The organism is Nocardia sp., assembly GCF_025465275.1.
Lineage (GTDB): Bacteria > Actinomycetota > Actinomycetes > Mycobacteriales > Mycobacteriaceae > Nocardia.
In genome coordinates, this window is record NZ_JAODNK010000199.1 from 52,210 (window position 1) to 75,971 (window position 23,762).

The following is a 23,762-nucleotide window of genomic DNA, read 5'->3' on the forward strand; positions in this document are numbered from 1 at the left end:
GCTGACAACGTTGAGCGACAACAACGCAACTGATATCGCGGTGGTGGGTTTCGCCCACGCGCCGCACGTGCCGGAGACCTTCGGCACCACCAACGGCGTCGAAATGCTCGCGCCGTGCTTCCACGAGCTGTACGACAAGCTCGGCATCAAGCAGACCGATATCGACTTCTGGTGCTCGGGCTCCTCCGATTACCTTGCCGGACGCGCTTTCTCGTTCATCTCGGCGATCGACGCCATCGGCGCGGTGCCGCCGATCAACGAATCGCACGTGGAGATGGACGCGGCCTGGGCGCTGTACGAGGCGTGGGTCAAACTGCGCTCCGGACAGGCCGAGACCGCGCTGGTCTACGGCTTCGGCAAGGCGTCGGCCGGTGTGCTGCGCCAGGTGCTGACCCTGCAGACCGATCCATACCTGGTCGCGCCGCTGGGCCCGGACTCGGTGTCCATGGCGGGCCTGCAGGCTCGTGCCGGTCTGGACGCCGGTCGCTGGACCGAGCGGGATATGGCCGAGGTCGCCGCGCGCAGCGCCGCCAATGCCGCCGCCCGTGGTGGCAGCGCCACCGCGCGCACTGAGTCGGATATCGAAAAGCTGCTGGCCGCAGAGTATGTGGCCGATCCGTTCCGTGCCCATGACATCGCGCCCATCACCGATGGCGCGGCGGCGATCGTGCTGGCCGTCGGCGACCGGGCGCGCGAACTGTGCGAGCGTCCGGCCTGGCTCACCGGCATCGCCCACTACATCGACACCCCGATCCTGGGTGCGCGCGATCTCACCGTCTCGCAGTCCGCCGAGCGGGCCGCCAAGGCCGCGATCGGCAGCAACACAGGCGATTTCGATCTCGCCGAACTGCATGCGCAGTTCAGCCATGAAGAGCTGATTCTCGCGCAGGCGCTGGGCCTGAACGGTTCCACCCGGATCAACTCGTCGGGCGGCCCGCTGTCCGGCAATCCCATGTTCGCGGCCGGGCTGGAGCGCATCGGCTTCGCCGCCACCGAAATCATCAACGGCACCGCGAATCGTGCACTGGCGCATGCCAGTAGCGGTCCCGCGCTGCAGCAGAACCTGGTCGCCACCCTGGAGGCACGCTCATGACTAACCCTGCCGCCGTACTCGGCACCGGTCAGACTCATCACGTGACCAAACGGTCCGATGTATCGATGGCGGGCATGTGCCGCGAGGCCATCGACCGCGCGCTCATCGACTCCGGTCTGACCATGGCCGATATCGACGCCGTGGTGATCGGCAAGGCGCCCGACTTCTTCGAGGGCTCCATGATGCCGGAGCTGTTCCTCGCGGATGCGTTGGGCGCCACCGGAAAGCCGCTGCTGCGCGTGCATACGGCCGGTTCGGTGGGCGGCTCCACCGCCGTGGTCGCCGCCAGCCATGTGCAGGCCGGCGTGCACGGCAAGGTGCTCGCCATCTCGTGGGAGAAGCAGTCCGAGTCGAACGCCATGTGGGCGCTGTCGAATCCGGTGCCGTTCACCATGCCGGTCGGCGCGGGCGCGGGCGGCTATTTCGCCCCGCACGTGCGCGCCTACATCCGCCGCGCCAACGCACCCCTGCACATCGGGGCCATGGTCGCGGTGAAGGATCGCCGCAATGGCGCGCGCAACCCTTATGCGCATCTCAAGCAGGCCGATATCACCATGGAATCGGTGATGGCGTCCCAAATGCTGTGGGACCCCATTCGTTTCGACGAGACCTGCCCGTCCTCGGACGGCGCGTGCGCCATCGTGATCGGTGACGAAGCCTCGGCGAAGGCCGTGGAGGCGACCGGTAAGAAGGTCGCCTGGATCCACGGCACCGCCATGCGCACCGAACCGCTCGCCTACGCCGGGCGTGATCAGGTGAATCCCAAGGCCGGACAGGCGGCTGCCGCCGCACTGTGGAAGCAGGCCGGGATCACCAATCCGCTGGAGGAGATCGACGCGGCCGAAATCTACGTCCCCTTCTCGTGGTTCGAGCCCATGTGGCTGGAGAACCTCGGTTTCATGCCGGAGGGCGAGGGCTGGAAGCTCACCGATGCGGGCGAAACCGCCATCGGCGGAAAGCTTCCCGTCAATCCTTCGGGTGGTGTGCTGTCCTCCAATCCGATCGGCGCCTCGGGCATGATCCGTTTCGCCGAGGCCGCCAAGCAGGTCATGGGCCGGGCCGGCGACTACCAGGTGGAGAATGCGCGCAAGGCCTTCGGCCACGCGTACGGCGGTGGCTCGCAGTACTTCTCGATGTGGGTCGTAGGGAGTGAGCAGCCGTGAACGACGATCATCCGGCACGCGTAGCCGGGCGCGCCTCACAGGCCGCGGTACGGGCCAAGGACAAAGACGCGTGGGTGGCACTGTTCGCCGCCGACGGCGTCGTGGAGGATCCCGTCGGGCCGTCCTTCTTCGATCCGGAAGGTAAGGGTCACCACGGCGCGGAAGCCATTGCGGCGTTCTGGGACAAGGCGATAGCGCAGACCGACTCCATCGAATTCCTCTTCGACGACTCGTTCGCCTGTGGCAGTGAGGTGGTCTATCCGGGCCGCATTCGCACCACCATGGGTGGCCAGATCATCGATGCCGAGGGCGTGTTCACCTACAAGGTCAACGAGAGCGGTGAGATTCTCGCGCTGCGTGCCTTCTGGGAAGTCGAACGCGCCATGGGGACAATGAAACCCGCTTAGCCACCGAACAAAAAGGGAGCGGGAGACTGGATTCCAGTCTCCCGCTCTTCTTGTCGCCAGGGGCGACAACTGATTTCGTAAGGTCGGGGTAACTCACCGGGTACCCCCAAAATCGGTGTGGCTCCCCACCGCCTCCACGCGTCCCCAACGGTCAACGGCTCTCAGCCGTGCGCCGAAGTTCCGGAGAGGCGGCACAGATCAGTGCTGCACGGGGCAGCCGCCACCCTTGGTGCCGTAGTCGACCTGGAATTCCTTCACACCGTTCAACCAACCCGAGCGCAGCCGCTTCGGGTCACCGAGGCGGGTGATGTCGGGCAGGTAGTCGGCAATGGCATTGAAGATGATCTCGACTTCGAGCCGGGCCAGATTCGCGCCGACGCAGTAGTGCGCGCCGGTGCCGCCGAAGGACAGGTGCGGGTTCGGATCGCGCAGAATATCGAAGGTCTGCGGCTCCTCGAACACGTCCTCGTCGAAGTTGGCCGATCGGTAGGACAGCACCACACGCTGCCCCTTCTTGATCTGTACGCCACCGACTTCGACATCCTCGAGCGCGGTGCGCTGGAAGCTACTGACCGGAGTCGCCCAGCGGATGATCTCGTCTACGGCGGTACGGGGCCGCTGCGCCTTGAAAAGCTCCCACTGGTCCGGGTTTTCCAGGAACGCGATCATGCCGTGCGTGGTGGCATTGCGGGTGGTCTCGTTGCCGGCCACGGCCAGCACCATGACGAAGAAGCCGAATTCCTCGGGCAGCAGCGATTCACCGTCGACGTCGGCGTTGATCAACTCGGTGACGATATCGTCTGCCGGGCAGGCACGGCGGGCCTCGGCCATCTGGTACGCGTAGCCGAGGATCTCGGTGGAGGCGACGACCGGGTCGGCATCGCTGTCCGGGTCGTCGTAGCTGGTCATATCGTTGGACCACTTGAAGAGCTTCATGCGGTCGTCCTGCGGCACGCCGATCAATTCCGCGATCGCCTGCAGCGGCAGCTCAGCGGCCACCTGCTCGACGAAATCGCCGGATCCGGTCTGCGCTGCCGCCTGCACGATGGCTTCGGCCCGGGCGGTCAGTTCGGCACGCAGGCCGTTGATGACGCGCGGGGTGAACCCCTTGGCGATGACCTTGCGCAGCTTGGTGTGCTCGGGAGCGTCCTTGTTCAACATGACGAAGCGCTGCAGTTCGATCTGCTCGCGAGTGATGTCGTCATTGAAACGCGGGATGGCGGTGTTCTCCCAGACGGAGAACACGTCGTCACGCCGCGAGACGGTCTTCACGTCGGCGTGCTTGGTGATCACCCAGAAGCCGTCGTCCTGGAAGCCACCTGTCTCGGGAGACTTGGCATTCCACCAGACCGGCGTGGTAGCGCGCAGTTCTGCGAGCTCGGCCTCCGGCACCCGCTGCTGCCACATCTCCGGGTCCGTGACGTCGAAGCCTTCCGGCACGTTCGGCCGGGCTTGGGCGTCTTCGATGTTCACTGCAACCACCAGCTGTCTCCTTTGACTAACTGAAACACGTTCTACCTATATTCAAGCACAGGGGGTAAGACAAAAGGTAGGTGTATGTAAGGAACCAAAATTGTCTTACATTAACTGTAGAGAACTTGTTCCAGTTCTGATCCGGAAGGAATGACATAGTGGGTACCCCCGTCATCGTCGAAGCCGCACGCACCCCCATCGGCAAGCGCAACGGCTGGCTGGCCGGCCTGCACGCCGCGGAGCTCCTGGGCGAAGCACAGAAGGGACTGCTCGCGCGGACCCCGCTGGATCCGATTCTGGTCGAGCAGGTCATCGGCGGCTGTGTGATGCAGGTCGGCGAGCAGTCCAACAACGTCACCCGCACCGCGTGGCTGCACGCCGGGCTGCCGTGGCAGACCGGTGCGGTCACCATCGACAACCAGTGCGGTTCGGCGCAGGAGGCCGCAGGTCTGGTCGCGGGCCTCATTTCGACCGGCGCCATCGAGGCCGGACTGGCCTGCGGCCTGGAGTCCATGAGCCATGTTCCGTTGGGCGCCAACGTCGGAACGCACGCCGGGCCGCGCCGCCCGGCGTCCTGGGATATCGATATGCCCAACCAGTTCGAGGCGGCCGAGCGAATTGCCAAGCGGCGCGGCATTACTCGTGACGATGTCGACGAGTGGGGCGAGCGCTCGCAGCGGCTGGCCGCACAGGCGTGGGAGCAGGGCCGGTTCGACCGCGAGGTGCTGACCATCAAGAGCGCCCCGCAGGTCGACAAGGAAGGCAATCTCACCGGCGAGGTCGCGGACATCAGCCGCGATCAGGGCCTGCGCGCGACCACCCGCGAGGGCCTGCTGAAGCTGAAGCCGGTGCTGGAGGGCGGAATTCACACCGCCGGCACCTCCTCGCAGATTTCCGACGGCGCCTCGGCCGTGCTGCTCATGGACGAAAAGGCCGCGCAGCGTGAGGGTTTGCGCCCGCGCGCCCGCATCGTGGCGCAGTGCCTGGTCGGCGGTGAGCCCGAATTCCACCTGGACGGCCCGGTTCAGGCCTGCCAGCGGCTGCTGGAGCGCAGCGGGATGAGCATCGGCGATATCGACTTGTTCGAGATCAATGAAGCTTTCGCGTCCGTGGTGCTGTCGTGGGCGTCGGTGCACAAGCCCGATCTGGATCGCGTGAACGTCAACGGCGGCGCGATTGCCATCGGACATCCGGTGGGCAGCACCGGAACCCGGCTCATCACAACGGCTTTGCACGAGCTCGAAAGGTCCGGCAAGCAGACCGCGATGATCCTCATGTGCTGCGGTGGTGCACTCGCAACGGGCACCATCATCGAGCGAATCTAGGTCACTTCAATCATTTTCGGCCTAGGTTGAACGTTCATCCCACTTGTCGTGAAACGTGGCGTACGCCACACAAACTTCGCTACAGACAAGAAGATGAGACGTCAGCTATCTTAGGGTTACCGACGGCCCGTCGTGGAAGACCTTCGCGACGGGCCAGAACCGGGACTCTTAAGCCCTCCGCAAGAACGGTGGCGCTGGCCCGCAAACACCCAAGCCACGGCCGGTTCACCGGATCACCGCCTAGAAGCTTCAAGGAAATCGCGGATCAGGCGTAGGTTTTCAGTTACTGAGCCGCTAATATCAATGATACGTATCCGAGATAACGACTGTTAGTACAGCGAAGGGAATTGGGCGGCTCACAATGGCTGATTTCGCGGCGCGGCTGAACAAGCTGTTCGAAACCGTGCATCCCCCGGGGCGAAAGCCGCACACCAACGCAGAGGTGGCGGCCGCATTGACGGCCTCCGGCCATCCGATCTCGAAACCGTATCTCTCGCAGTTGCGGTCGGGACAGCGCACGAACCCCTCAGATGAGACGGTGGCTGCGCTGGCGAAGTTCTTCAAGGTCAAACCGGACTACTTCTTCAACGACATCTATGCAGCCAAGATCGATCATGATCTCGAGCTGTTGTCCCAGCTGCAGGGCTATGGACTGCGTCGTCTGTCGAGTAGGGCGTTCGATCTCTCCGAGGAATCTCAGAACCTCCTCACCTCCATGGCGGAAAAGTTGCGGGCCAGCGAAGGGCTGCCCGAAATTCCTCCTGACGGCACGGAATAGGTCCTGAGCCGAAGCAACACGGTGCGGCCGACTCGGAGGTCGCATCGTGCTGGTTCGTCTCAGGACTGATCCCTGCCTGACCAGGTACTGCAGGTACCTGACCCGGTGTGGTGAACGGCGCTGCTTGCAGGGCAGCGCCACTCACTGCTGAGCCATACGGCTCGGATGAAGAGTGTTGCACCGGTCTCAGCATGCTGAGGCCATGTGGCGTAGACCCCTGCGCTGGTGCATTATGCACAAACCTGGCGTTACTCGACCCGGGTCTCTCGGGGAACTTGATCGCGTTGTTATGTGCAGTATGTCGTTTTGTGTGATGTGAGCGTTTCGCCCTCAATGCACCATCTGCGACAAGTGTCCTATTGTGCTGTGTGCACAATAAATATGGTCGTGTGCACAAAGTTAGTTGTGTCGAGTGCACAAGAAGCGCACAAATCGGTCGCGGCATTCTGTCGGCAGTCATGACATTGCGTCCAACTAAGGCATGCCAAAGTAAAGTCCAGCCCAAGTAATCTTCTTATGGGCACAAATAAGACATTGGCTCAGCTAAGCCGTGTGCCCAGCGATCGCATGGGCCTGATCACAATGCGGGAAACTCCGATTAGCGCGCTGCGTGTACTCCGGCCGACGCTCTGCGGTACTCCTGGCCAGCACCGGGTGAACTTCTCGCCCGGACTGTGTGAACTTCGACTAGCGCGGCATTCAGCCCGGTTAGCGCTGTGCGGCGCTGCGATCGGCGACCGCTGCGGCCTTCGCGGCGCCGGCATCGAAGGCGCGGGCAATGGCCTGGACCCAGCCGCGCGGGCCGACTCCCGGCGGCGGTGCGATCCAGCGGCCGTCGATCAGTACGTCGCCGAAGGGATTTCGGGCCCACTCGGCCACCTTGCCCGCGCGTTCGGCCACCACATTCGGCGGCGTACCGGCGCCGGGCAGCTCCATACCGCCGCCGGACTGCAGATACAGCGCATCCATGATCTGGGCGACCTGATCGGAAGCCTTGAGCTGCGTGGCGGTTCCGGTCTGATCCTTCGCCACCACCTCCGGAAAACGTGCGATCAGGACCCGGTGCAAAGTGCGAATCTGCTTGAGCAGCAGTCGAGCTCGCGCCCACAGCTCGATCACGATCCAGACCGCGCCGACTGCCACCAGCAGGCTCGCGATCTGCCAGATCGGCCAGAACCAGTCCCCCGCATCCGGCTTCGCCATCGCTTCGTGCCGGAATCCGCGATACGCCGACAGCGCGGCGAGTACGCCGACCACCAGGGTGCCGGCGCTGTAGAGCGCGATACCGCGGCCGAGTGCGGTCCAATCCAGGTTCCGCACACCGGTGATCACGATGAACAGGCATTCCAGTGCCACCGCGACCCAGCCGAAGGTGATCGACCACAGCAGGGTGGGCGCCATGGCGAGCGCGCCGACGGCATAGATCGCCCAGGCGACATGGCGCAGATTCCGGCGCGACACCACCGGCCAGGCGGCGGCCGCGACCACCGAGGTGGAATTACCGAACAGAATCCACGAAGCGGTGGTGAGGCGATCGGAGAACCAGTCGCCGTGCACCCCGTTCGGCAGCAGATGATCCACTGCCACAGCGACTTCCGGAATGCAGACGGTGGCGGCGAGCGCGACCGAGGCGACGGCGATCACGATCGCGACGCGGGAGGTGGTCGCCGGCTTCACCAGCACCCGGCCGACTCGGGCGCCGGCGGCCATCCAGATCAACAGGGCAGTCAGCCAGAAAGTCATGCGGTACCCCCTCGCGAATGCCCGAGGGGCCCTACGTGGTTACGCAAGCTGCCGCCTCCGGGCCCTGACTCGGTCATGCTGTGCCCTCGCGGATGCCCGAGGGGCCCTACGTGGTTACGCAAGCTGCCGCCTCCGGGCCCTGACTCGGTCATCCGAGTGCCTCATCGAATCGAAGTACCGAGACGCCTGCGCCCCGGCTGTTGAATACGCGCAGGCGGGTCATGAGCATGCTGGCGAAGGTCTCCGCCTCCCATTCGCACTGCTCGTCCTCGCCGAGATCAACCGCCTGGTGCGCACGCTGACTGAGCATGTAGGCGATGAGATCGTCACTGGCTTCGAGCACCACCTCGGTCGCCGCCTCGCCCGGATGGTCGAAAACGATGTGCCCCAACTCGTGTGCGAGGGTGTGATCGCGGCTCGGCAGCGCGGAGGCCAGCACGATCACATCCTTGTCCGGATAGGAGCGGCGCTGACCGCAGACGCCGGGACCCAATTGGGCGCTGGCGATCTCGATCATCCGGCGGCGCTCTGCGGAAATGGCGAGTACCACCTCGTCGAGGCTGGTGGCGTCGAAATCGGCGGCCACCGCACACACCGCGTCCACCGCCGCCGCCACCCGCCGGTAGGACCCGATGCTATGTGCCCGGCTCTCCGTCATCTCGGTCCCCTCATACCCTCGGTCCGAAGAACAAGGCGCGCGCGGCATCGACCCGCGCCTGTGCCGCCGAAGCGCCTTGGAAGCTCACCGCGCCGGAACCCGCGCCCGCCAGGGTGAGCGCGATCAATCCGCCGATCACCGAAAGCAATTGCACCGGTGGCAGCGGCGTATTGGCCGAAGTAGGCCGCACTTCCGGATTCGGTTGTGCCAGTACGGGTGCCGGGGCCGGCGGTGGCGGTGGCGGCGCGGGAGCCGGTGGCGCCTCGGGCGCGGGCGGCGCGGGCGCGACCACCGGAGCGATGGCGGGCAGCGGCACATCCGGAACGGATGGAATCTGCAGCGGAACCGGCGGCACCGCGGGGGCGGCCGGGCTCGGCGGCGGAATCAGCAGAAGCAGCAGCGGTGAGGCACAGATACCGGCGGAGCCGACCGCGGCCGAACCGACCGCCGCGGAACCCGCTGCGGCAGAACCGGCAGCGGCGGACCCTGAGCCCGCCGAACCGACGCCGACCGAACCGGCCCCCGCGGAACCGGCAGCGGCGGAACCTATTCCGGCCGATCCGGCGCCTACCGAACCGGCACCCGCAGAACCCGCGCCGGCGGAACCGGCCCCGGAACTGCCACCGACCGTGGAGCCCAGTGCGGCCGAACCGATTCCGGCGGAACCGACAGCGGCGGAACCGGTGCAGAGCGCGCCCAGACCGGCGGAACCGACGGCGGCGGAACCCACGGCTGCCGAACCGACTGCGGCCGAGCCTGTTCCGAGCAGAGTGGCGAGCAAGGTCGCGCCGGTCCCGACTCCGGCGGAACCTACCGCCGCGGAACCGAGACCGAGTGCGGAGCCGGCGCCGACGCCTGCGGAACCGACTGCCGCGGAACCTGTTCCGAGGGCTGCGGAGCCGGTGGCGAGTCCGGCCGAACCGGTGCCGACCACCACGGAACCGGTGCCCGCTCCGGCCGAGCCGACCGCGGCGGATCCGGTACCCAGTGCGGCCGATCCGGTACCGCCGAGCAATATGCCGAGGCCGGTCGCTCCGGCTCCGGCCGAGCCGACTGCGGCGGAACCGACGCCTGCGGAGCCGACGGCTGCCGAACCGGTGCCGAGACCGAGAATCGCGGCCAGTACATCAGGCGGACCGGCAACTGGATTCGCCGGAGCGGTCACGGCGAGAGGTGCGGGAACGCCGACTGCGGGCTGCGCGCCGGTGCCCGGCGCGGGGTCGAGATCGATGCCCGTCTGTGCCTGGGCGGGAATCGGCCCGAGCAGCGCGGAGCCGGTGACGGCGCCGACAACCGCCGCCAAGCGCAATGCACGACCAATGATCATGCGACAGCCATCCCCTCATCGATACTGCGCAATCTGCGTGCTCCCACAGTGTGGAGCGATTCACATCGGTCCCGGCTGCCCCGATTGCCGGACCTTTGCGGAACGCGGTCATCGTACCGGCCACCACGTCACCCCGCACAACTCCGTATGCCATTAGGGGATCCAACAAACCGTACGCCTGCCCTATAGCCACTGTACCGAATACCAGCAAGTGGCCCAGCATATTTGGCAGACTCTGCCAACCCTCGATCCCCGCCTCACCCCCGGCGCAAGCCCCCTGGGGAGCCACCCCCAGCCACCCAACAGCGACATTTCAGACCAACCAGACAGCTACCTGCCCGGCACTTTTCGCCACCACCTCCGACCGGCACTCGAGCGACGATCGCGCAGCAGTAGCAGAAAACTGGGCAAACAAACATCGCCGGTAGGCGACAACTGATTTCGTGCCGACCGGGGGTAACTCGTGGGGTACGAGCCAACCTGCTCCCATCTCACCGCCGGCGGCCGACGCAACTGTCGCCCCCACCTGGGTCTGGCTCGAATTCCCGGAGAGGCGGAACTGCGCCTCGCCGAACGACGATCGCCGGCACTCCATCAGGAGTACCGGCGATATCTACTTCGGTTGTTATTTCGGTGCAGTCGAAGGCGCTGCGGGTGGATCAGGCTCCGTAAACCGGCTCCGGGGTGGTGGCTTTGGAGAGAAGGTCGCGGACCACGGGGCCCAGCTCGGCCGGCTCCCAGCGGGCGCCGCGGTCGGTGGAGACGCCGTGGCGCCAGCCGTCGGCGACCGTCACCTTGCCGCCCTCGACCTCGAACATGCGGCCGGTGACACCGGCCGAATCGGCGCTGCCCAGCCAGACCACGAGGGGTGAGACGTTTTCCGGGGCCATGGCGTCGAAGCCGTCCTCGGGGGCCGCCATCATGTCGGCGAAGACCGTTTCGGTCATGCGGGTGCGGGCCGCGGGAGCGATGGCGTTCACGGTGATGCCGTAGCGCGCGAATTCGGCCGAGGCGGTAAGGGTCAGGCCCGCGATGCCGGACTTGGCGGCGGAGTAGTTGCCCTGGCCGACCGAGCCGAGCAGGCCCGCGCCGGAGCTGGTGTTGATAATGCGGGCCTCGGGCTGACGGCCGGCCTTGGACTCGTTGCGCCAGTAGTCGGCGGCGTGGCGCATAGGGGCGAAGTGGCCCTTCAGGTGCACCTTGATCACGGCGTCCCACTCGTCCTCGGCGAGGTTGACCAGCATGCGGTCGCGGACGATACCGGCATTGTTGACCAGCACGTCCAGCCGGCCGAAGGTCTCGATCGCGGTGGCGACGAGGCGGCGCGCGCCCTCCCAGTCGGAGACGTCGTCACCGTTCACGACGGCTTCGCCGCCGGCGGCGCGGATCTCCTCGACCACCCGGGCGGCGCCGGAGTCGGCGCTGGGTGCGCCGTTGAGCTCGGCGCCCAGGTCGTTCACCACGACCTTCGCCCCGGCGGCGGCGAACGCCAGCGCGTGCGCGCGGCCGATGCCCTGGCCCGCGCCGGTCACGATGACGACGCGGCCGTCGCAGATCTTGTTGTCGGTCATATCGATTACCTCGCTGGGTGAGTGAGAAGGGGGAAGGGGTCCGTCTAGTGGCCGGAGACGGCGGGGACGTCGGCGGTGGAGGCTTGCAGGAAGGCCGGCTTCTCGCCGCCGCCGTGCACCAGCAGCGAGCCGCCGGTGATGTAGGAGGCCAGCGGAGAAGCAAGGAAGACCGCGGTGCGGCCGATGTCCTCGGGAGCGGCCATGCGCTGCATGGGAACCGTGCTGCTCACCGCGGCAATGCCGTCGTCGTCGCCGTAGTGCAGGTGCGAGGACTCGGTATTGACCAGGCCGACGATGACCGAGTTGAGCCGGACCTTGGGCGCCCATTCCACCGAAAGTGAGGAAACCAGACTGTCCACACCGGCTTTCGCGGCACCATAGGCGGCGGTGCCGGGCGAGGCGCGGTGGCCCGAGACGCTGGAGATCATCACGATCGAGCCGCCGCCGTCCTGCTTCTGCATGACGTCATTGGCGACCTGCGAGACCAGCAGCGGGGCGAGCAGATTCAACTGGATGATCTTGGAGTGGAAGTTCGGGCTGGCATCCGCGGCCAGCGCGAACGGTGCACCGCCCGCGTTATTGACGACGGTGTCGAGCCGCCCGTACTTCGCCACGATCGCATCGATGAGTTCGCGCACCGAATCCGGGTCGCGCACATCGCAGGGCAGGAAGTCGATACCCCGCCCATTGCTCTCGACGGGGGTGTCGGCGGGCCGGCGGGCACAGGCCACCACGGTCGCACCGGCGTCCAGGAATACCCGGCTGATACCGGCCCCGACTCCGCGGACGCCGCCGGTGACCAGGACGACCGAGCCGGAGAGGTTCACTTCGATTGCCACCGTGCTAACCTACCAAGCACTTGCTTGTTTTGCCAACGATGGGCAGCTACAACTCAAAGGAGGCGCGATGGGAATCATCCGTCACACCGAAACCGAAGGCGTGGAAGTCGTCACTGTCGACTACCCGCCGGTCAATGCACTGCCCTCCGACGGATGGTTCGCGCTCGCCGATGCCGTGACCGCGGCCGGCCGCAACCCGGAAACCAAGGTCGTCGTGCTGCGCGCCGAGGGCCGGGGCTTCAACGCCGGTGTGGATATCAAGGAAATGAACGCGGACACAGGGCATACCGCCCTCATTCGCGCCAACCACGGTTGCTTCGCCGCGTTCGCCGCCGTCTACGACTGTGAAGTACCGGTCGTCACCGCCGTGAACGGCTTCTGCCTCGGCGGCGGCATCGGCCTGGTCGGCAACTCCGATGTCATCATCGCCTCCGACGACGCGACCTTCGGCCTCCCCGAGGTCGACCGCGGCGCGCTCGGTGCGGCCACCCACCTGTCCCGTCTGGTCCCCCAGCACCTCATGCGGACCATGTTCTACACCGCGGGCACCCTCACCGCGCAGCAGTTGCATCACTACGGTTCGGTGTTCAAGGTCGTGCCACGGGCCGAACTCGACGCTGCCGCAATGGAAGTCGCCAAGAATATCGCCAATAAGGACGGCCGCGTCATTCGCGCCGCCAAGAAGGCGCTCAACGGCATCGACGTGCAGGACGTGCACAAGTCCTACCGGTTCGAGCAGGGCTTCACCATGGAGCTCAACCTCGCCGGGGTGGCCGATGAGATTCGCGCGCGGTTCGATGATGACCTGGCCGCGCAGAAGAAGGGGAAATAGAAGCCATGCGCGACAAACGAATGAGCCTCGACGACGTGGTGGGCGAACTGCGCAGCGGCATGACCATCGGTATCGGCGGCTGGGGTTCGCGGCGCAAGCCGCTGGCCTTCGTCCGCGCAATGCTGCGTTCGGACATCAAGGATTTGACGGTCGTCACCTACGGCGGACCGGATCTCGGTCTGCTGTGCTCGGCGGGCAAGGTCAAGAAGGCGTACTACGGCTTCGTCTCCCTGGACTCCGCGCCGTTCTACGATCCGTGGTTCTCCAAGGCGCGCACCAATGGTGAGATCACCGTCCGCGAAATGGACGAGGGCATGGTCAAGTGTGGTCTGCAGGCCGCTGCCGCGCGACTGCCGTTCCTGCCGATCCGCGCCGGACTCGGCTCGGATGTCGTGAACTTCTGGGAGGGCGAGCTGAAAACTGTTCAGTCCCCTTACGCGGATGCCGACGGCCGCAGCGAAACCCTCATCGCCATGCCAGCTTTGAACCTGGATGCCTCGTTTGTGCACCTGGATCTGGGCGATAAGCACGGTAATGCCGCCTACACCGGCGTCGACCCGTACTTCGACGACCTGTACAGCCTGGCGGCCGAGCGCCGCTACCTGTCGGTGGACCGCCTCGTCGACACCGACGAACTGGTGAAAGCCGTTCCGCAGCAGGCGATCATCCTCAACCGCATGATGGTCGACGGTGTGGTCGAGGCCCCCGGCGGCGCGCACTTCACCTTCTCCGGCAGCTACGGCCGCGACGAGAAGTTCCAGCGCCACTATGTGGAGGCCGCCAAGACCCCCGAGTCCTGGGCCGAGTTCAAGGCCCGCTTCCTGGACGTCTCCGAGGACGAATACCAGGCTGCCGTCCGCGCTTTCGCCGAGGAGCAGAAGTAATGACTGAGACCACCACCATCACTCGGGCCGAGGTCTGCGTTGTCGCAGCGGCGGAGATCTTCCGCGGCGCGGGCGAGATCATGGCCAGCCCGATGTCCACCATCACCACCATCGGCGCCCGGCTGGCGCGGCTCACCTTCGAGCCGGATCTGCTGCTGTCCGACGGTGAGGCGCTGCTGTTCGCCGAGGTGCCGCCCATCGGTGGCAAGGCTCCCGTCGAAGGCTGGATTCCGTTCTCCCGAGTATTCGACGTGGTCGCCTCCGGGCGTCGCCATGTGGTCATGGGCGCCAACCAGATCGACCGGTTCGGCAATCAGAACCTGTCCGCCTTCGGCCCGCTGCAGCAGCCGTCGCGGCAGATGTTCGGGGTGCGCGGTGCGCCGGGCAATACCATCAACCACGCCACCAGCTACTTCGTGCCCAAGCACAATAAGCGGGTGTTCGTCGAAACCGTCGATATCGTCTCCGGAATCGGTTACGACAAGATCGATCCCGAGAACCCGGCGTACCGGTTCCACCACCTGCACCGGGTGGTGTCGAACCTGGGCGTCTTCGACTTCAACGGTCCGGACCACACCCTGCGCGCGCTGTCGCTGCACCCGGGTGTGACCGCCGATGAGGTCGCCGAGAACACCACGTTCGAGGTCGCTGGTCTCGCCGATGCCGGCGAGACCCGTGTGCCCACCGAGGAAGAGCTGCGGATCATCCGTACTGTCCTCGACCCCAAGGGCTTCCGCGAAAAGGAAGTGCCGGCATGAACGGTCAGGCCCGGAGGCGGCAGCGCAGCGTAACCACGCAGGGCCCCGTTCCTGCCGGAAAGGAATCAGCATGACCGCTCGGCTGAAGACTCCGCTGACCGAACTGGTCGGCATCGAGCATCCGATCGTGCAGACCGGTATGGGCTGGGTCGCCGGACCCGGACTGGTCGCGGCCACCGCGAATGCGGGCGGCCTCGGCATTCTGGCCTCGGCGACCATGACCTTCGAAGAACTCGAAGTGGCCATCGCCAAGACCAAGTCGCAGACCGACAAGCCGTTCGGCGTGAATATCCGCGCCGACGGTTTCGACGCTCCCGAGCGCATCGAACTGCTGATCCGCGAGCAGGTGAAGGTCGCCTCCTTCGCGCTCGCGCCCAAGAAGGAACTCATCGCGCGGCTGAAAGACAATGGCGTAGTGGTGGTTCCGTCCATCGGTGCGGCCAAGCACGCGGTGAAGGTCGCCTCGTGGGGCGCCGACGCGGTGATCGTGCAGGGCGGTGAGGGCGGCGGCCATACCGGCTCCGTGGCCACCACACTGCTGCTGCCGTCCGTGCTGGACGCGGTGGATATTCCGGTCATCGCCGGCGGTGGTTTCTTCGACGGCCGTGGTCTCGCCGCCGCGCTGTCCTACGGCGCGGCCGGTGTCGCCATGGGTACCCGCTTCCTGCTCACGCAGGAGAGCAGTGTGCCGGAAGCGGTCAAGCAGGAGTACCTGCAGCGCGGGCTGCAGGACACCATCGTCTCCACCAAGGTCGACGGCATGCCGCACCGGGTGCTCAATACCGAGCTGGTGCTGAAGCTGGAGAACTCCGGCCGCTACCGCGGATTCGCAGCCGCTGCCGCGAATGCCCTCAGGTTCAAGGGCATGACCGGCATGAAGTGGTCGACCCTGGTCAAGGACGGCATCGCCATGCGCAAGCACAAGGACCTCGCCTGGTCCCAGGTGATCATGGCCGCCAATACCCCCATGCTGCTGAAAGCCGGTCTGGTGGAAGGCAATACCCACGCGGGTGTGCTCGCCTCCGGTCAGGTCGCCGGCATCATCGACGACCTCCCCACAGTCGAGGCGCTCATCGATCGCATCATCACCGACGCGATCGCCCGCATCGACGCCCTCGCCACCTACCGCGTGACCGACTCCGAGTCCGCCACCGCCTGACCCTCCCCCCTCAGCGCTACGGATCCCGATCCGCAGCGCCCCCGAGTTGCGCGGCCCGACACGATCGGCCGTGCACCAGCGGATCCGAACGACCTCGGATCCGTCGTGGGCCGGTACCCGTACCGCCCGCGCACAAGGCCGTCCCCGGAACCTCTCGCCCGGTGGCGGCCTTCGTGTTTCCCGGACCCTCGACTGCCGAAACCAGGCGTTATACACTGCATGGTATATACAGTTCAATGCATGGAGGAGCCCTACGCGATCGAACTGGAACCCGAGGTCCGCGCCTGGTTCGACACGCTCACCAAGGCCGAATACAGAGCGGTTGAGCTCAAGGTCGACAGACTTGCCGACCAACCCACAACGCTCGGCGAGCCGTGGACTCGCCATCTCGACGGCCCGGTGCGCGAACTACGTTTCCGGTTGAACGACGCCTCGGTGCGGATCGGATATTGGCTGGCTCCGGGCAGACGACTGATTCTCTTGACGGTCTTCCACAAGACCCGAATGCGCGAAAAGCTCGAGGTCGACAGAGTCGTCCGGGCACAGAAGGAGTGCGAGTCCGAGCACGACCCGGCCACTCATACCTACGACAGAGTCTTCGAGGAGGAGCAGTCGTGAATCGCTCGCACCACAGTCGGTGGAAGATCCCCGACGAGCACCGCGCGGATCCGGAATATATCGCTGCAGCAGACGCTTTCGCCCTGGCTCAGGCTGTTTACAACAGGCGAACCGCCCTCGGCATCACCCAGACAGAATTGGCTCGGCGTGCGAGCATGACCCAACCTCAGGTGAGTCGGCTCGAAGGCGGCGATGTCACGCCGACGCTGCCACTGCTGCACCGTTTGTCGATCGCCTTGGAGGCGGAACTGCAGTTGTCGTTCAAGGGTGAGGAATTGGAAGTCGCGTTCGTCGATCGGGTGGCGTGAGTGGCCGACGGTTTACGCACAGGCCGTCCCCGAAATATCCGGGGGGCGGCCTTCATGCTGCGCCCGCTGATTGCTCAGCGCTTGCCTTTGATGCCTGCGGCAAGGGCCAGGAGGGTGTCGAGGATGGGGGTGGGGGTTAGTTGGGTGGCGATCAGCTGGGCTTTGCCGGCTAGGCCTACTACGTAGCGGGACTTGGGGTTTCGGGCGGTGAGGGCTTTTTCCACTTCGGCTACGACGGTGTCGGGGGAGGCGGCTATGCGCTGGACCTGCTGGGCCATTTTGCGCATGCCGGCCATGTGGGGGCCGTAGAGGTCCAGTTGGGCGGGGGTGAGTTTGGCGGTGGTGGTGTCGACCATGGTGACCGCGTCCGCCCACATGTCGGTGGCTATGGGGCCGGGTTCGATGAGGGAGGTGTGGATTCGCCAGGGGCGCAACTCGATTCGGAGGGCGTCGACCAGGCCCTCGAGCGCGAATTTGGAGGAGTTGTAGGCGCCGGTGCCGGGGGTGGAGATGCGGCCGCTGAGGGAGGAGATGAAGACGATGCGGCCGCGGGTGGTGCGCAGGCGCGGGAGGACGGCCTGGGTGACCGCGAGGGTGCCGAAGACATTGATCTCGAATTCATTGCGCAGGGCATCGAGTTCGAGGAGTTCGACGGGGCCGTCGGCGACGACGCCGGCATTGTTGACCACGGCGGTCAGGTCGGCGGGGAGCACGGTGTCGAGGGCGGCGATGTGGTCGCTGTTCGTGACGTCCAGCAGCACCGGGGTGATGCGGGAGTCCAGTTCGACGAGCGCGTCCCCGTCGGACAGTTTGCGGACACCGGCGTAGACCTGCCAGCCCTGCTGCGCCAGGCGCACGCTGACGGCCTTACCGATCCCGCGGGCGGCGCCCGTTACCAACACAGAGTTCATGACGGCCAGCCTAGGTCGGGCGTTCCGGACGCGCCGGGGCAAATAGGTGATGCCGGGCACGCGCGTGGCTGCGACCATGTCCCGATGGGGAATGTGTTGATCGCGGGTGATGTGCACGGGAACACCGCGCATGCGCTGAAGTTGGTGCAGGTCGCGGCGGATAACGACTGCTCGCGGGTGTTCGCGGTGGGGGATTTCGGCGCGTGGGAGCACATGCAATCGGGGCGGCGGTACTTCGATGTGGTCAGCAAAGCGGCGCGGCGGGCCGAGGTCACCGTGTACTTCCTCGACGGCAATCACGACAAATCCTCGCTGCTGCACGAGCTCTACGACGGCCGGCGTGATGAGGAGGGCTTCCTCATCTGCCGCAAGCAGCTGCGGTTCGCGCCGCGCGGACACCGCTGGACTTGGGACGACACCACCTTCGCGGCCTTCGGCGGGGCCCGGTCCACCGATAAGGGCTGGCGACTGGCCCGCGAGGCACGCAAGCAGGAGCAGGCGGCGCAGCGGCGGCGATACGGCTCCGGACGACATCCGACAACCGCCGGAATGCTGTGGTTCCCGGAGGAGGAGATGACCGACGACGAGCTGGAAACCCTGCTCGCCGAACAGGATTCACCGGTGGACATTCTGCTCACGCACGACAAACCACGCGCCTCGGCGCCGAAATTCAATCGCAAGAACAAGCCGGAGTGCTTCCCGAACCAGGACCGCATCCAGCGCGTTGTCGAACAGCTGCGGCCTGCCCTGCACTTCCACGGCCATCTGCACTTCCGATACACCGAGACCATCCCGTCCGGCCCCGATCACTGGACTCGCGTCGAAGGTCTGGCCGCTGATCCGGACGCCTCACACCATCCCGCCTACACCGTTGAACAGTCCTGGACGGTCCTGCAACTTCCCCACGCTCCGGAGGCCTACGCCGAACCGGCGGCGGGATGACCTGGCCGAACGAGCGCCGGTGGCAGCTCGTGCACTGCCGCACCCGGTGCCCTTTCGACGCGGGAACACGCCGCTGGGAACACACAGTTGGACCTGGATGACACGTCCTCAACCTTGCATACATAGCGATGTGTGCATATGATCGCCTGCGGTCGGCATTGAGAGGAGAACGACGTGGGTGCAGGACACGCGCACAGCCATGATCACGGTCACGGGCATTCGCACGGAGCTTCGGCCGACAGCGATAAGCGCTGGCTGGCGGGTGCACTGGCGCTGATCGTGGCGTACATGATCGGCGAGGTCGTGGTCGCCGTGGTGTCCGGATCGCTGGCACTGCTCTCGGATGCGGCGCACATGCTCACCGATGCGGCCTCGATCGTGCTCGCGCTCTGGGCGATTCGACTCGCCGCCCGGCCCGCCGCGGGACGGATGACGTTCGGCTGGAAGCGCGTGGAGATCCTCTCCGCCATGGCCAATGGCGCGACGCTGCTGGTGCTGGCGGCCTGGCTGACCTTCGAGGCGGTGCGCCGACTATTCGATCCGCCGGAGGTTACCGGCGGACTGGTGCTGATCACCGCGCTCGTCGGTGTCGTGATCAACCTCATCGCGACGCTCATGATCAGCCGCGCCAATCGGACCAGCCTCAATGTCGAAGGCGCGTATCAGCACATCCTCACCGATATGTACGGCTTCATCGCCACGGCCGTCGCCGGCGCGGTCATCATGTTCACCGGATTCGTACAGGCCGACGTGATCGCCACCCTGATCGTGGTCGCGCTCATGGTGAAGGCCGGAATCAGCCTGGTGCGCGCCTCGAGCCGCATCTTCCTGGAAGCCGCGCCGGAGAACCTGGACCCGGCCGTGATCGGCGCCGCCATGGCGGGCCGCGATCACGTGGTCGAGGTGCACGACCTGCACATCTGGGAAATCACCTCCGGCTCCCCCGCCCTCTCCGCGCACGTCCTGGTCGAACCCGGCTACGACTGCCACGCCGTCCGCGAGGACCTCGCCCACTTCCTCGCCCACGACCATCACATCGACCACGCCACCCTCCAGGTCGACCACGCGCAATCGGACGTCCTCACCCTCGGCCGCGACGCCGATCCCCACTGCGAGGACTCGCACGGCCCCTCGCACAAAGCGACCCAGTCATCGCATACTGCCGCCCGGTCGTAGGAACACTGACCGCGCGCCGATACGCACACCTCATTTTGGGATAGCCGATCGAACTTGAAGTCGCCTCGTCATCCCAGCGCGCTTTCGGCCGGGATCCACGGAAACCCGCTGCGGCGCGGCCTGTGTGGATCCCGGCCGAAAGCATGCCGGGATGACGGAGTTGCTCATGCCGGGACGACGAGGGCGTCTGACTGCCGGCCGCTGTGAGGTCAAGGGTGTCGTGGATCTGGATATCTGACCGCCGTCCGGCGCGAGCCTGGCCCGAAATCGGGGCGAGACGGGGCAGCGCATACTGGCTGGCGTGAACTGGATCGACACTCCGCTGGCTATGGGCTCGTTGTTGACGTCCTGGCGGGCGGACATCCCGACCGTCGTGATCACGCTGGTCATCGGGTTGGGTTATGGCCTTGCCTGGTTCGTGGCGCGGAGGCGGGGGGCGGATCTTCCGTCTCCCGGGCGGGCTGCGTGTTTTGGGCTGGTTGGGCTGGCGGTGTGGCTTTATACCGGGATCGGGGCAGTCGGGGTTTACTCGGACACGCTGTTCTGGGTGCGGGCGTTGCAGACCCTGTTGCTGCTGTATTTGGTGGCGTTCGGGCTGGCGGCGGGGATGCCGTTCACCGTGTTGCGGGCGGCGCTCGGGGCGGGTGGGCAGGAGCGGCTGGATCGAATTCTGAACAGCCGCTTCGTCACCGGGCTGACCTTCCCGCTGGTGCCCTCGGCGGCAATGTTGCTCACGCCGTGGCTGGTGTACTTCACGCCCTGGTACGAGTCGATGCTGCGGAACGGCACGGTTGACGCGGTGTCGCGGGTGGCGTTCGTGGTCATCGGTTTCGTGTACTTCTATTCGCGCCTGCAGGCCGATCCGACACCGCGGCGCTACCCCCAGTCGATTTCGTTGCTGATCACGGTTGTGGAGTCGCTGGCCGACGGCGTGCTGGGCATTGTGGTGTGGCTGGGTCCGGTGATGTTCACCGACTACTACCAGGAGGTGGGGCGCACCTGGGGGCCGAGCCTGCGGATGGATCAGACCGCCGGTGCGGGCATTCTGTGGTTGCTCGGCGATGTGCTCGGTATTCCGTTCGCGCTCATGGTCATGCGTTCCTGGGCCGATGACGAGCGGCGTAAGGCGCGACAGGTCGATGCCGAATTGGATGCGGCCGCCGCCGCGCCCGCGACGAAACCGGTTGCGGCCGCTGCCGGTTCGGCCGAGCCCGCGGCCGCGCAGCCGCAGACCACCGCCCTGTGGTGGGAGAACGACCCGCAATTGAGTGAGCGCTTCCGCCGACGCTGACCCATCGAACCTGGTTCTGTGCCATCGTTGTTCGGATGTTCGGCACCCGCGTGGCAAAGATGAGATGGCGCCCCGAAGCGGGACGACTGGTGACCGTCATGGCGGTCTGCTTCGGACTGACGGTGGTCATCACCCGCCTGTATCTGATGGCGTCCGGGTATCCGAAAATCGGTGGCAGCACCTATCACATCGCGCACGCGCTGTTCGGTGGATTGCTGCTGGTCATCGCCGCTCTGGTGGCGCTGCTGTCCTCGGCGCGCCATGCGCTCACCGGCACGGCGGTGCTGGCCGGAATCGGCTTGGGCCTGTTCATCGACGAGGTGGGCAAGTTCATCACGACGGACAACAATTACTTCTTCCCGCTCGCCGCGCCCATCATCTATCTGGCCTTCCTGTGCATAGTCGCGGTCGCGCTCTTCGCGGACCGCCACCGCGTCCGCCCGCCACTGCTGGCACTGGGCGAGGTGACCGTGGCGGTCGGGCAGCTCACCGGCACCCGCATGCGCCCCGACGAACGCGCCACCCTGCTCGCCGAGCTGAATGCTCTGGACCGCAGCGATTTCGGACCGGACGAGCGCGAACTCTGCGATGCGCTGACCAGCTATTTGAATACCGTGCACGCGGACACCCGGCCCGCGCTGCTGGTGCGGCGGGAACGGCGGCTGGAACGGCTCGAACGGACCTTGCTGCCCCTGCCCGCGCTGCGCATCGGGCTCATCGTGGTGCTGATCGGCCATGCCGTGTGGACGGTGGTGCATCTGGTGCTCGCCGTCATCATTATTTCCGGGCGGCACATGCCCAACGCCTCGCTCGATCATCTGCTGGATGTGAGCCAGCATCACGGCTGGAAGTCCTTGGCCGGACTGGCGATCGCCGCTGCTGCCGAGGTGCTGGTCGGCATCGGGTGTGCGGCCGCGGCGACGCTGTGGCTGCGCGGGCGCGAGGAGATCGCGGTGCGGCTGGGCATCTGGTCCAGCGTCATCTCCCTGACCGTGGTGAATGTGCTGGCCAGTTATTTCAGTCAGTTCCTGACCGTGTTCACCGCGCTGGCGGAGGCGCTGCTGCTGTACCTGCTCATCCGGTATCGCGCCCGGGCCGCCGCCGGACCGCATCGGTAAGCGCGTGGCGGCCACCGGATAAACGCCTCGGCTGCGCACACCTCGCCACCCGCGTTACTGTTGGGCGTGAACAGGTTTCGGCACAGTTCGCACGCGGCCGGGTCGCCCGGACGCACCTATCGTGGCGCTGAGCTGGTGTTGTGCGTGGGTGCGCTGGCAGTCACGGCATTCGCGGCGATGATCTTGTCAGCCGCCGACGGCGCGGGCACCGGCGTGTCCACCATGCGGTCACTGGGGGTATTCGCAGTGCTCACGCTGGCCGCGCATCTGGTGGTCCGGCGGTGGGCGCCCAGCGCCGATCCGGTGCTGCTGCCCTGCGTGGTGCTGCTCAACGGCCTGGGCCTGGTGCTCATCGAGCGCCTCGATCACGAGAATCCGCTCTCGAACGGGAGCACCCAGTCCTCCGATGCCGCGCACCAATTGATCTGGACCGGAATCGGCATCGGGCTCTTCGCCCTCGTCCTCGCCGTGGTGCGTGATCACACCGCCCCCGCGAAATTCGGCTACACCTGCGGGCTGGCCGGTCTGGGCGCACTGCTCATCCCGGCCCTGCTGCCCTCCCGATTCAGCGAGGTCAACGGCGGTAAGAGCTGGATTCTGCTGCACGGCTTCTCGATTCAGCCCGGCGAATTCGCCAAGGTACTGCTGCTGATCTTCGTCGCCTCGTTCCTGGTGGCCAACCGCGATCTGTTCACCTCGGCGGGCCACCGCTTCCTCGGCATGACCTTCCCCCGGCTGCGGGATCTGGGTCCATTGCTGCTGGTCACCGTCGCCGCGGTGCTGGTGCTCATGTACGAGAAGAATCTGGGCTTCTCACTGCTGGTGTTCGGCACCGTGCTGGCCATGATCTACATCGCCACCGATCGGGTGTCGTGGCTGATCATCGGATTCACCATGTTCGCGATCGGCGCGACCCTCGCCTACCAGCTTTTCCCGCACGTGCGGGTGCGCGTGGAGGTGTGGCACGACCCGTTCGCGACGTATTACACGACGGGATACCAGATTTCGCAGGCGCTGTTCGGCATGGCCACCGGTGGTCTGCTGGGCACCGGTATCGGTGCGGGCCGGCCGCAGGAGGTGCCGTTCGCGAAGACCGACTTCATTATCTCCACCATCGGCGAGGAGCTCGGCCTGGTCGGATTGACCGCCGTGATTCTGGTCTTCCTGATACTCACCGTGCGTGGCTTCTCCGCCGCGCTCAACACCCGCGACGCCTTCGGAAAGCTGCTCGGCGGCGGGCTGTCCTTCTCCATCGGCTGGCAGCTGTTCGTGGTGGTGGGCGGTGTCACCAAACTGATTCCGCTGACCGGTCTGACCACGCCGTTCATGTCCTACGGCGGTTCGTCGCTGCTGGCCAACTACATGATTGTCGCGCTGCTCATCCGCAT

General features: G+C 66.0%; 23 protein-coding genes. 16 read left to right on the forward strand and 7 right to left on the reverse strand.

Annotated features, from left to right (window positions below; translation table 11 throughout):
- Positions 1–10 precede the first annotated feature (10 nt).
- From JWN03_RS40760 to JWN03_RS40770, 3 genes are read left to right on the forward strand one after another with little or no spacing between them, the layout of a single operon-like run.
- Positions 11–1,093: a thiolase domain-containing protein gene (locus JWN03_RS40760; protein ID WP_297627253.1), complete on the forward strand. Its 1,083-nt coding sequence runs from the start codon at positions 11–13 to the stop codon at positions 1,091–1,093.
- A complete protein-coding gene (locus JWN03_RS40765; protein ID WP_297627257.1) occupies positions 1,090–2,256 on the forward strand; it encodes a thiolase domain-containing protein in 1,167 nt (388 codons plus the stop codon). Before JWN03_RS40760 ends, JWN03_RS40765 begins: the two co-directional genes overlap by 4 nt.
- Positions 2,253–2,663, forward strand: coding sequence for a nuclear transport factor 2 family protein (locus tag JWN03_RS40770; protein ID WP_297627260.1), 411 nt, complete (start codon positions 2,253–2,255; stop codon positions 2,661–2,663). The genes JWN03_RS40765 and JWN03_RS40770 overlap by 4 nt, the downstream gene beginning before the upstream one ends.
- A 198-nt stretch (positions 2,664–2,861) precedes the next feature.
- On the opposite strand, the gene JWN03_RS40775 is transcribed toward JWN03_RS40770, so the two are convergent.
- On the reverse strand, positions 2,862–4,070 hold the full coding sequence (locus tag JWN03_RS40775) for a cytochrome P450 (RefSeq protein WP_297627329.1): 1,209 nt from the start codon (positions 4,068–4,070) through the stop codon (positions 2,862–2,864).
- A 224-nt stretch (positions 4,071–4,294) separates the two neighbouring features.
- Between JWN03_RS40775 and JWN03_RS40780 the strand changes: the two genes are divergently transcribed.
- Positions 4,295–5,461, forward strand: coding sequence for a steroid 3-ketoacyl-CoA thiolase (locus tag JWN03_RS40780; RefSeq protein ID WP_297627263.1), 1,167 nt, complete (start codon positions 4,295–4,297; stop codon positions 5,459–5,461).
- Between the two features lie 361 nt (positions 5,462–5,822).
- On the forward strand, positions 5,823–6,239 hold the full coding sequence (locus JWN03_RS40785) for a helix-turn-helix domain-containing protein (protein ID WP_011207048.1): 417 nt from the start codon (positions 5,823–5,825) through the stop codon (positions 6,237–6,239).
- Positions 6,240–6,947: 708 nt separating this feature from the next.
- Here the strand turns inward: JWN03_RS40785 and JWN03_RS40790 are convergent.
- The 5 genes from JWN03_RS40790 to JWN03_RS40810 form a co-directional block, all read right to left on the reverse strand.
- Complete coding sequence (locus tag JWN03_RS40790) at positions 6,948–7,982, reverse strand: hypothetical protein (protein ID WP_297627287.1); 1,035 nt, start codon at positions 7,980–7,982, stop codon at positions 6,948–6,950.
- 148 nt (positions 7,983–8,130) lie between these two features.
- Positions 8,131–8,640: an ImmA/IrrE family metallo-endopeptidase gene (locus JWN03_RS40795; RefSeq protein ID WP_297627290.1), complete on the reverse strand. Its 510-nt coding sequence runs from the start codon at positions 8,638–8,640 to the stop codon at positions 8,131–8,133.
- 10 nt (positions 8,641–8,650) lie between these two features.
- Positions 8,651–9,967: a hypothetical protein gene (locus JWN03_RS40800; RefSeq protein ID WP_297627293.1), complete on the reverse strand. Its 1,317-nt coding sequence runs from the start codon at positions 9,965–9,967 to the stop codon at positions 8,651–8,653.
- A gap of 659 nt (positions 9,968–10,626) precedes the next feature.
- Positions 10,627–11,538, reverse strand: a complete 912-nt coding sequence (locus tag JWN03_RS40805) for an SDR family oxidoreductase (protein WP_297627296.1) — start codon at positions 11,536–11,538, stop codon at positions 10,627–10,629.
- A gap of 44 nt (positions 11,539–11,582) precedes the next feature.
- Positions 11,583–12,371 carry an SDR family oxidoreductase gene (locus JWN03_RS40810; protein ID WP_297627331.1) on the reverse strand — a complete coding sequence of 263 codons (789 nt, stop codon included), beginning with the start codon at positions 12,369–12,371 and terminating at the stop codon, positions 11,583–11,585.
- A 73-nt stretch (positions 12,372–12,444) separates the two neighbouring features.
- Between JWN03_RS40810 and JWN03_RS40815 the strand changes: the two genes are divergently transcribed.
- The 6 genes from JWN03_RS40815 to JWN03_RS40840 all read left to right on the forward strand — a co-directional run bounded on the left by JWN03_RS40815 (position 12,445) and on the right by JWN03_RS40840 (position 16,936).
- The gene (locus JWN03_RS40815; RefSeq protein WP_297627299.1) at positions 12,445–13,209 is read left to right on the forward strand and encodes an enoyl-CoA hydratase family protein; all 765 of its coding nucleotides are present in this window, start codon (positions 12,445–12,447) and stop codon (positions 13,207–13,209) included.
- Positions 13,206–14,093, forward strand: a complete 888-nt coding sequence (locus JWN03_RS40820) for a CoA transferase subunit A (RefSeq protein ID WP_297627333.1) — start codon at positions 13,206–13,208, stop codon at positions 14,091–14,093. Before JWN03_RS40815 ends, JWN03_RS40820 begins: the two co-directional genes overlap by 4 nt.
- Positions 14,093–14,851, forward strand: coding sequence for a CoA-transferase subunit beta (locus tag JWN03_RS40825; protein ID WP_297627302.1), 759 nt, complete (start codon positions 14,093–14,095; stop codon positions 14,849–14,851). Before JWN03_RS40820 ends, JWN03_RS40825 begins: the two co-directional genes overlap by 1 nt.
- A gap of 70 nt (positions 14,852–14,921) precedes the next feature.
- Positions 14,922–16,010, forward strand: a complete 1,089-nt coding sequence (locus tag JWN03_RS40830; protein ID WP_297627305.1) for an NAD(P)H-dependent flavin oxidoreductase — start codon at positions 14,922–14,924, stop codon at positions 16,008–16,010.
- A gap of 240 nt (positions 16,011–16,250) precedes the next feature.
- A complete protein-coding gene (locus tag JWN03_RS40835; protein ID WP_297627308.1) occupies positions 16,251–16,628 on the forward strand; it encodes a type II toxin-antitoxin system RelE/ParE family toxin in 378 nt (125 codons plus the stop codon).
- Complete coding sequence (locus tag JWN03_RS40840) at positions 16,625–16,936, forward strand: helix-turn-helix transcriptional regulator (RefSeq protein WP_297627311.1); 312 nt, start codon at positions 16,625–16,627, stop codon at positions 16,934–16,936. Before JWN03_RS40835 ends, JWN03_RS40840 begins: the two co-directional genes overlap by 4 nt.
- Positions 16,937–17,010: 74 nt before the next feature.
- Here JWN03_RS40840 and JWN03_RS40845 read toward each other — a convergent pair whose 3' ends face one another.
- The gene (locus JWN03_RS40845) at positions 17,011–17,847 is read right to left on the reverse strand and encodes an SDR family oxidoreductase (protein ID WP_297627314.1); all 837 of its coding nucleotides are present in this window, start codon (positions 17,845–17,847) and stop codon (positions 17,011–17,013) included.
- An 84-nt stretch (positions 17,848–17,931) separates the two neighbouring features.
- Here JWN03_RS40845 and JWN03_RS40850 point away from each other — a divergent pair, with 84 nt between their 5' ends.
- The 5 genes from JWN03_RS40850 to JWN03_RS40870 form a co-directional block, all read left to right on the forward strand.
- Positions 17,932–18,789, forward strand: coding sequence for a metallophosphoesterase family protein (locus JWN03_RS40850; RefSeq protein WP_297627317.1), 858 nt, complete (start codon positions 17,932–17,934; stop codon positions 18,787–18,789).
- Positions 18,790–18,963: 174 nt separating this feature from the next.
- Positions 18,964–19,965: a cation diffusion facilitator family transporter gene (locus JWN03_RS40855; protein WP_297627320.1), complete on the forward strand. Its 1,002-nt coding sequence runs from the start codon at positions 18,964–18,966 to the stop codon at positions 19,963–19,965.
- Positions 19,966–20,293: 328 nt separating this feature from the next.
- A complete protein-coding gene (locus JWN03_RS40860) occupies positions 20,294–21,256 on the forward strand; it encodes a cytochrome c oxidase assembly protein (RefSeq protein ID WP_441343156.1) in 963 nt (320 codons plus the stop codon).
- A gap of 59 nt (positions 21,257–21,315) precedes the next feature.
- A complete protein-coding gene (locus JWN03_RS40865; RefSeq protein ID WP_297627325.1) occupies positions 21,316–22,374 on the forward strand; it encodes a hypothetical protein in 1,059 nt (352 codons plus the stop codon).
- Between the two features lie 60 nt (positions 22,375–22,434).
- Positions 22,435–23,762: FtsW/RodA/SpoVE family cell cycle protein (locus JWN03_RS40870; protein ID WP_441343155.1), on the forward strand; the 1,328-nt coding region annotated here is incomplete at its 3' end.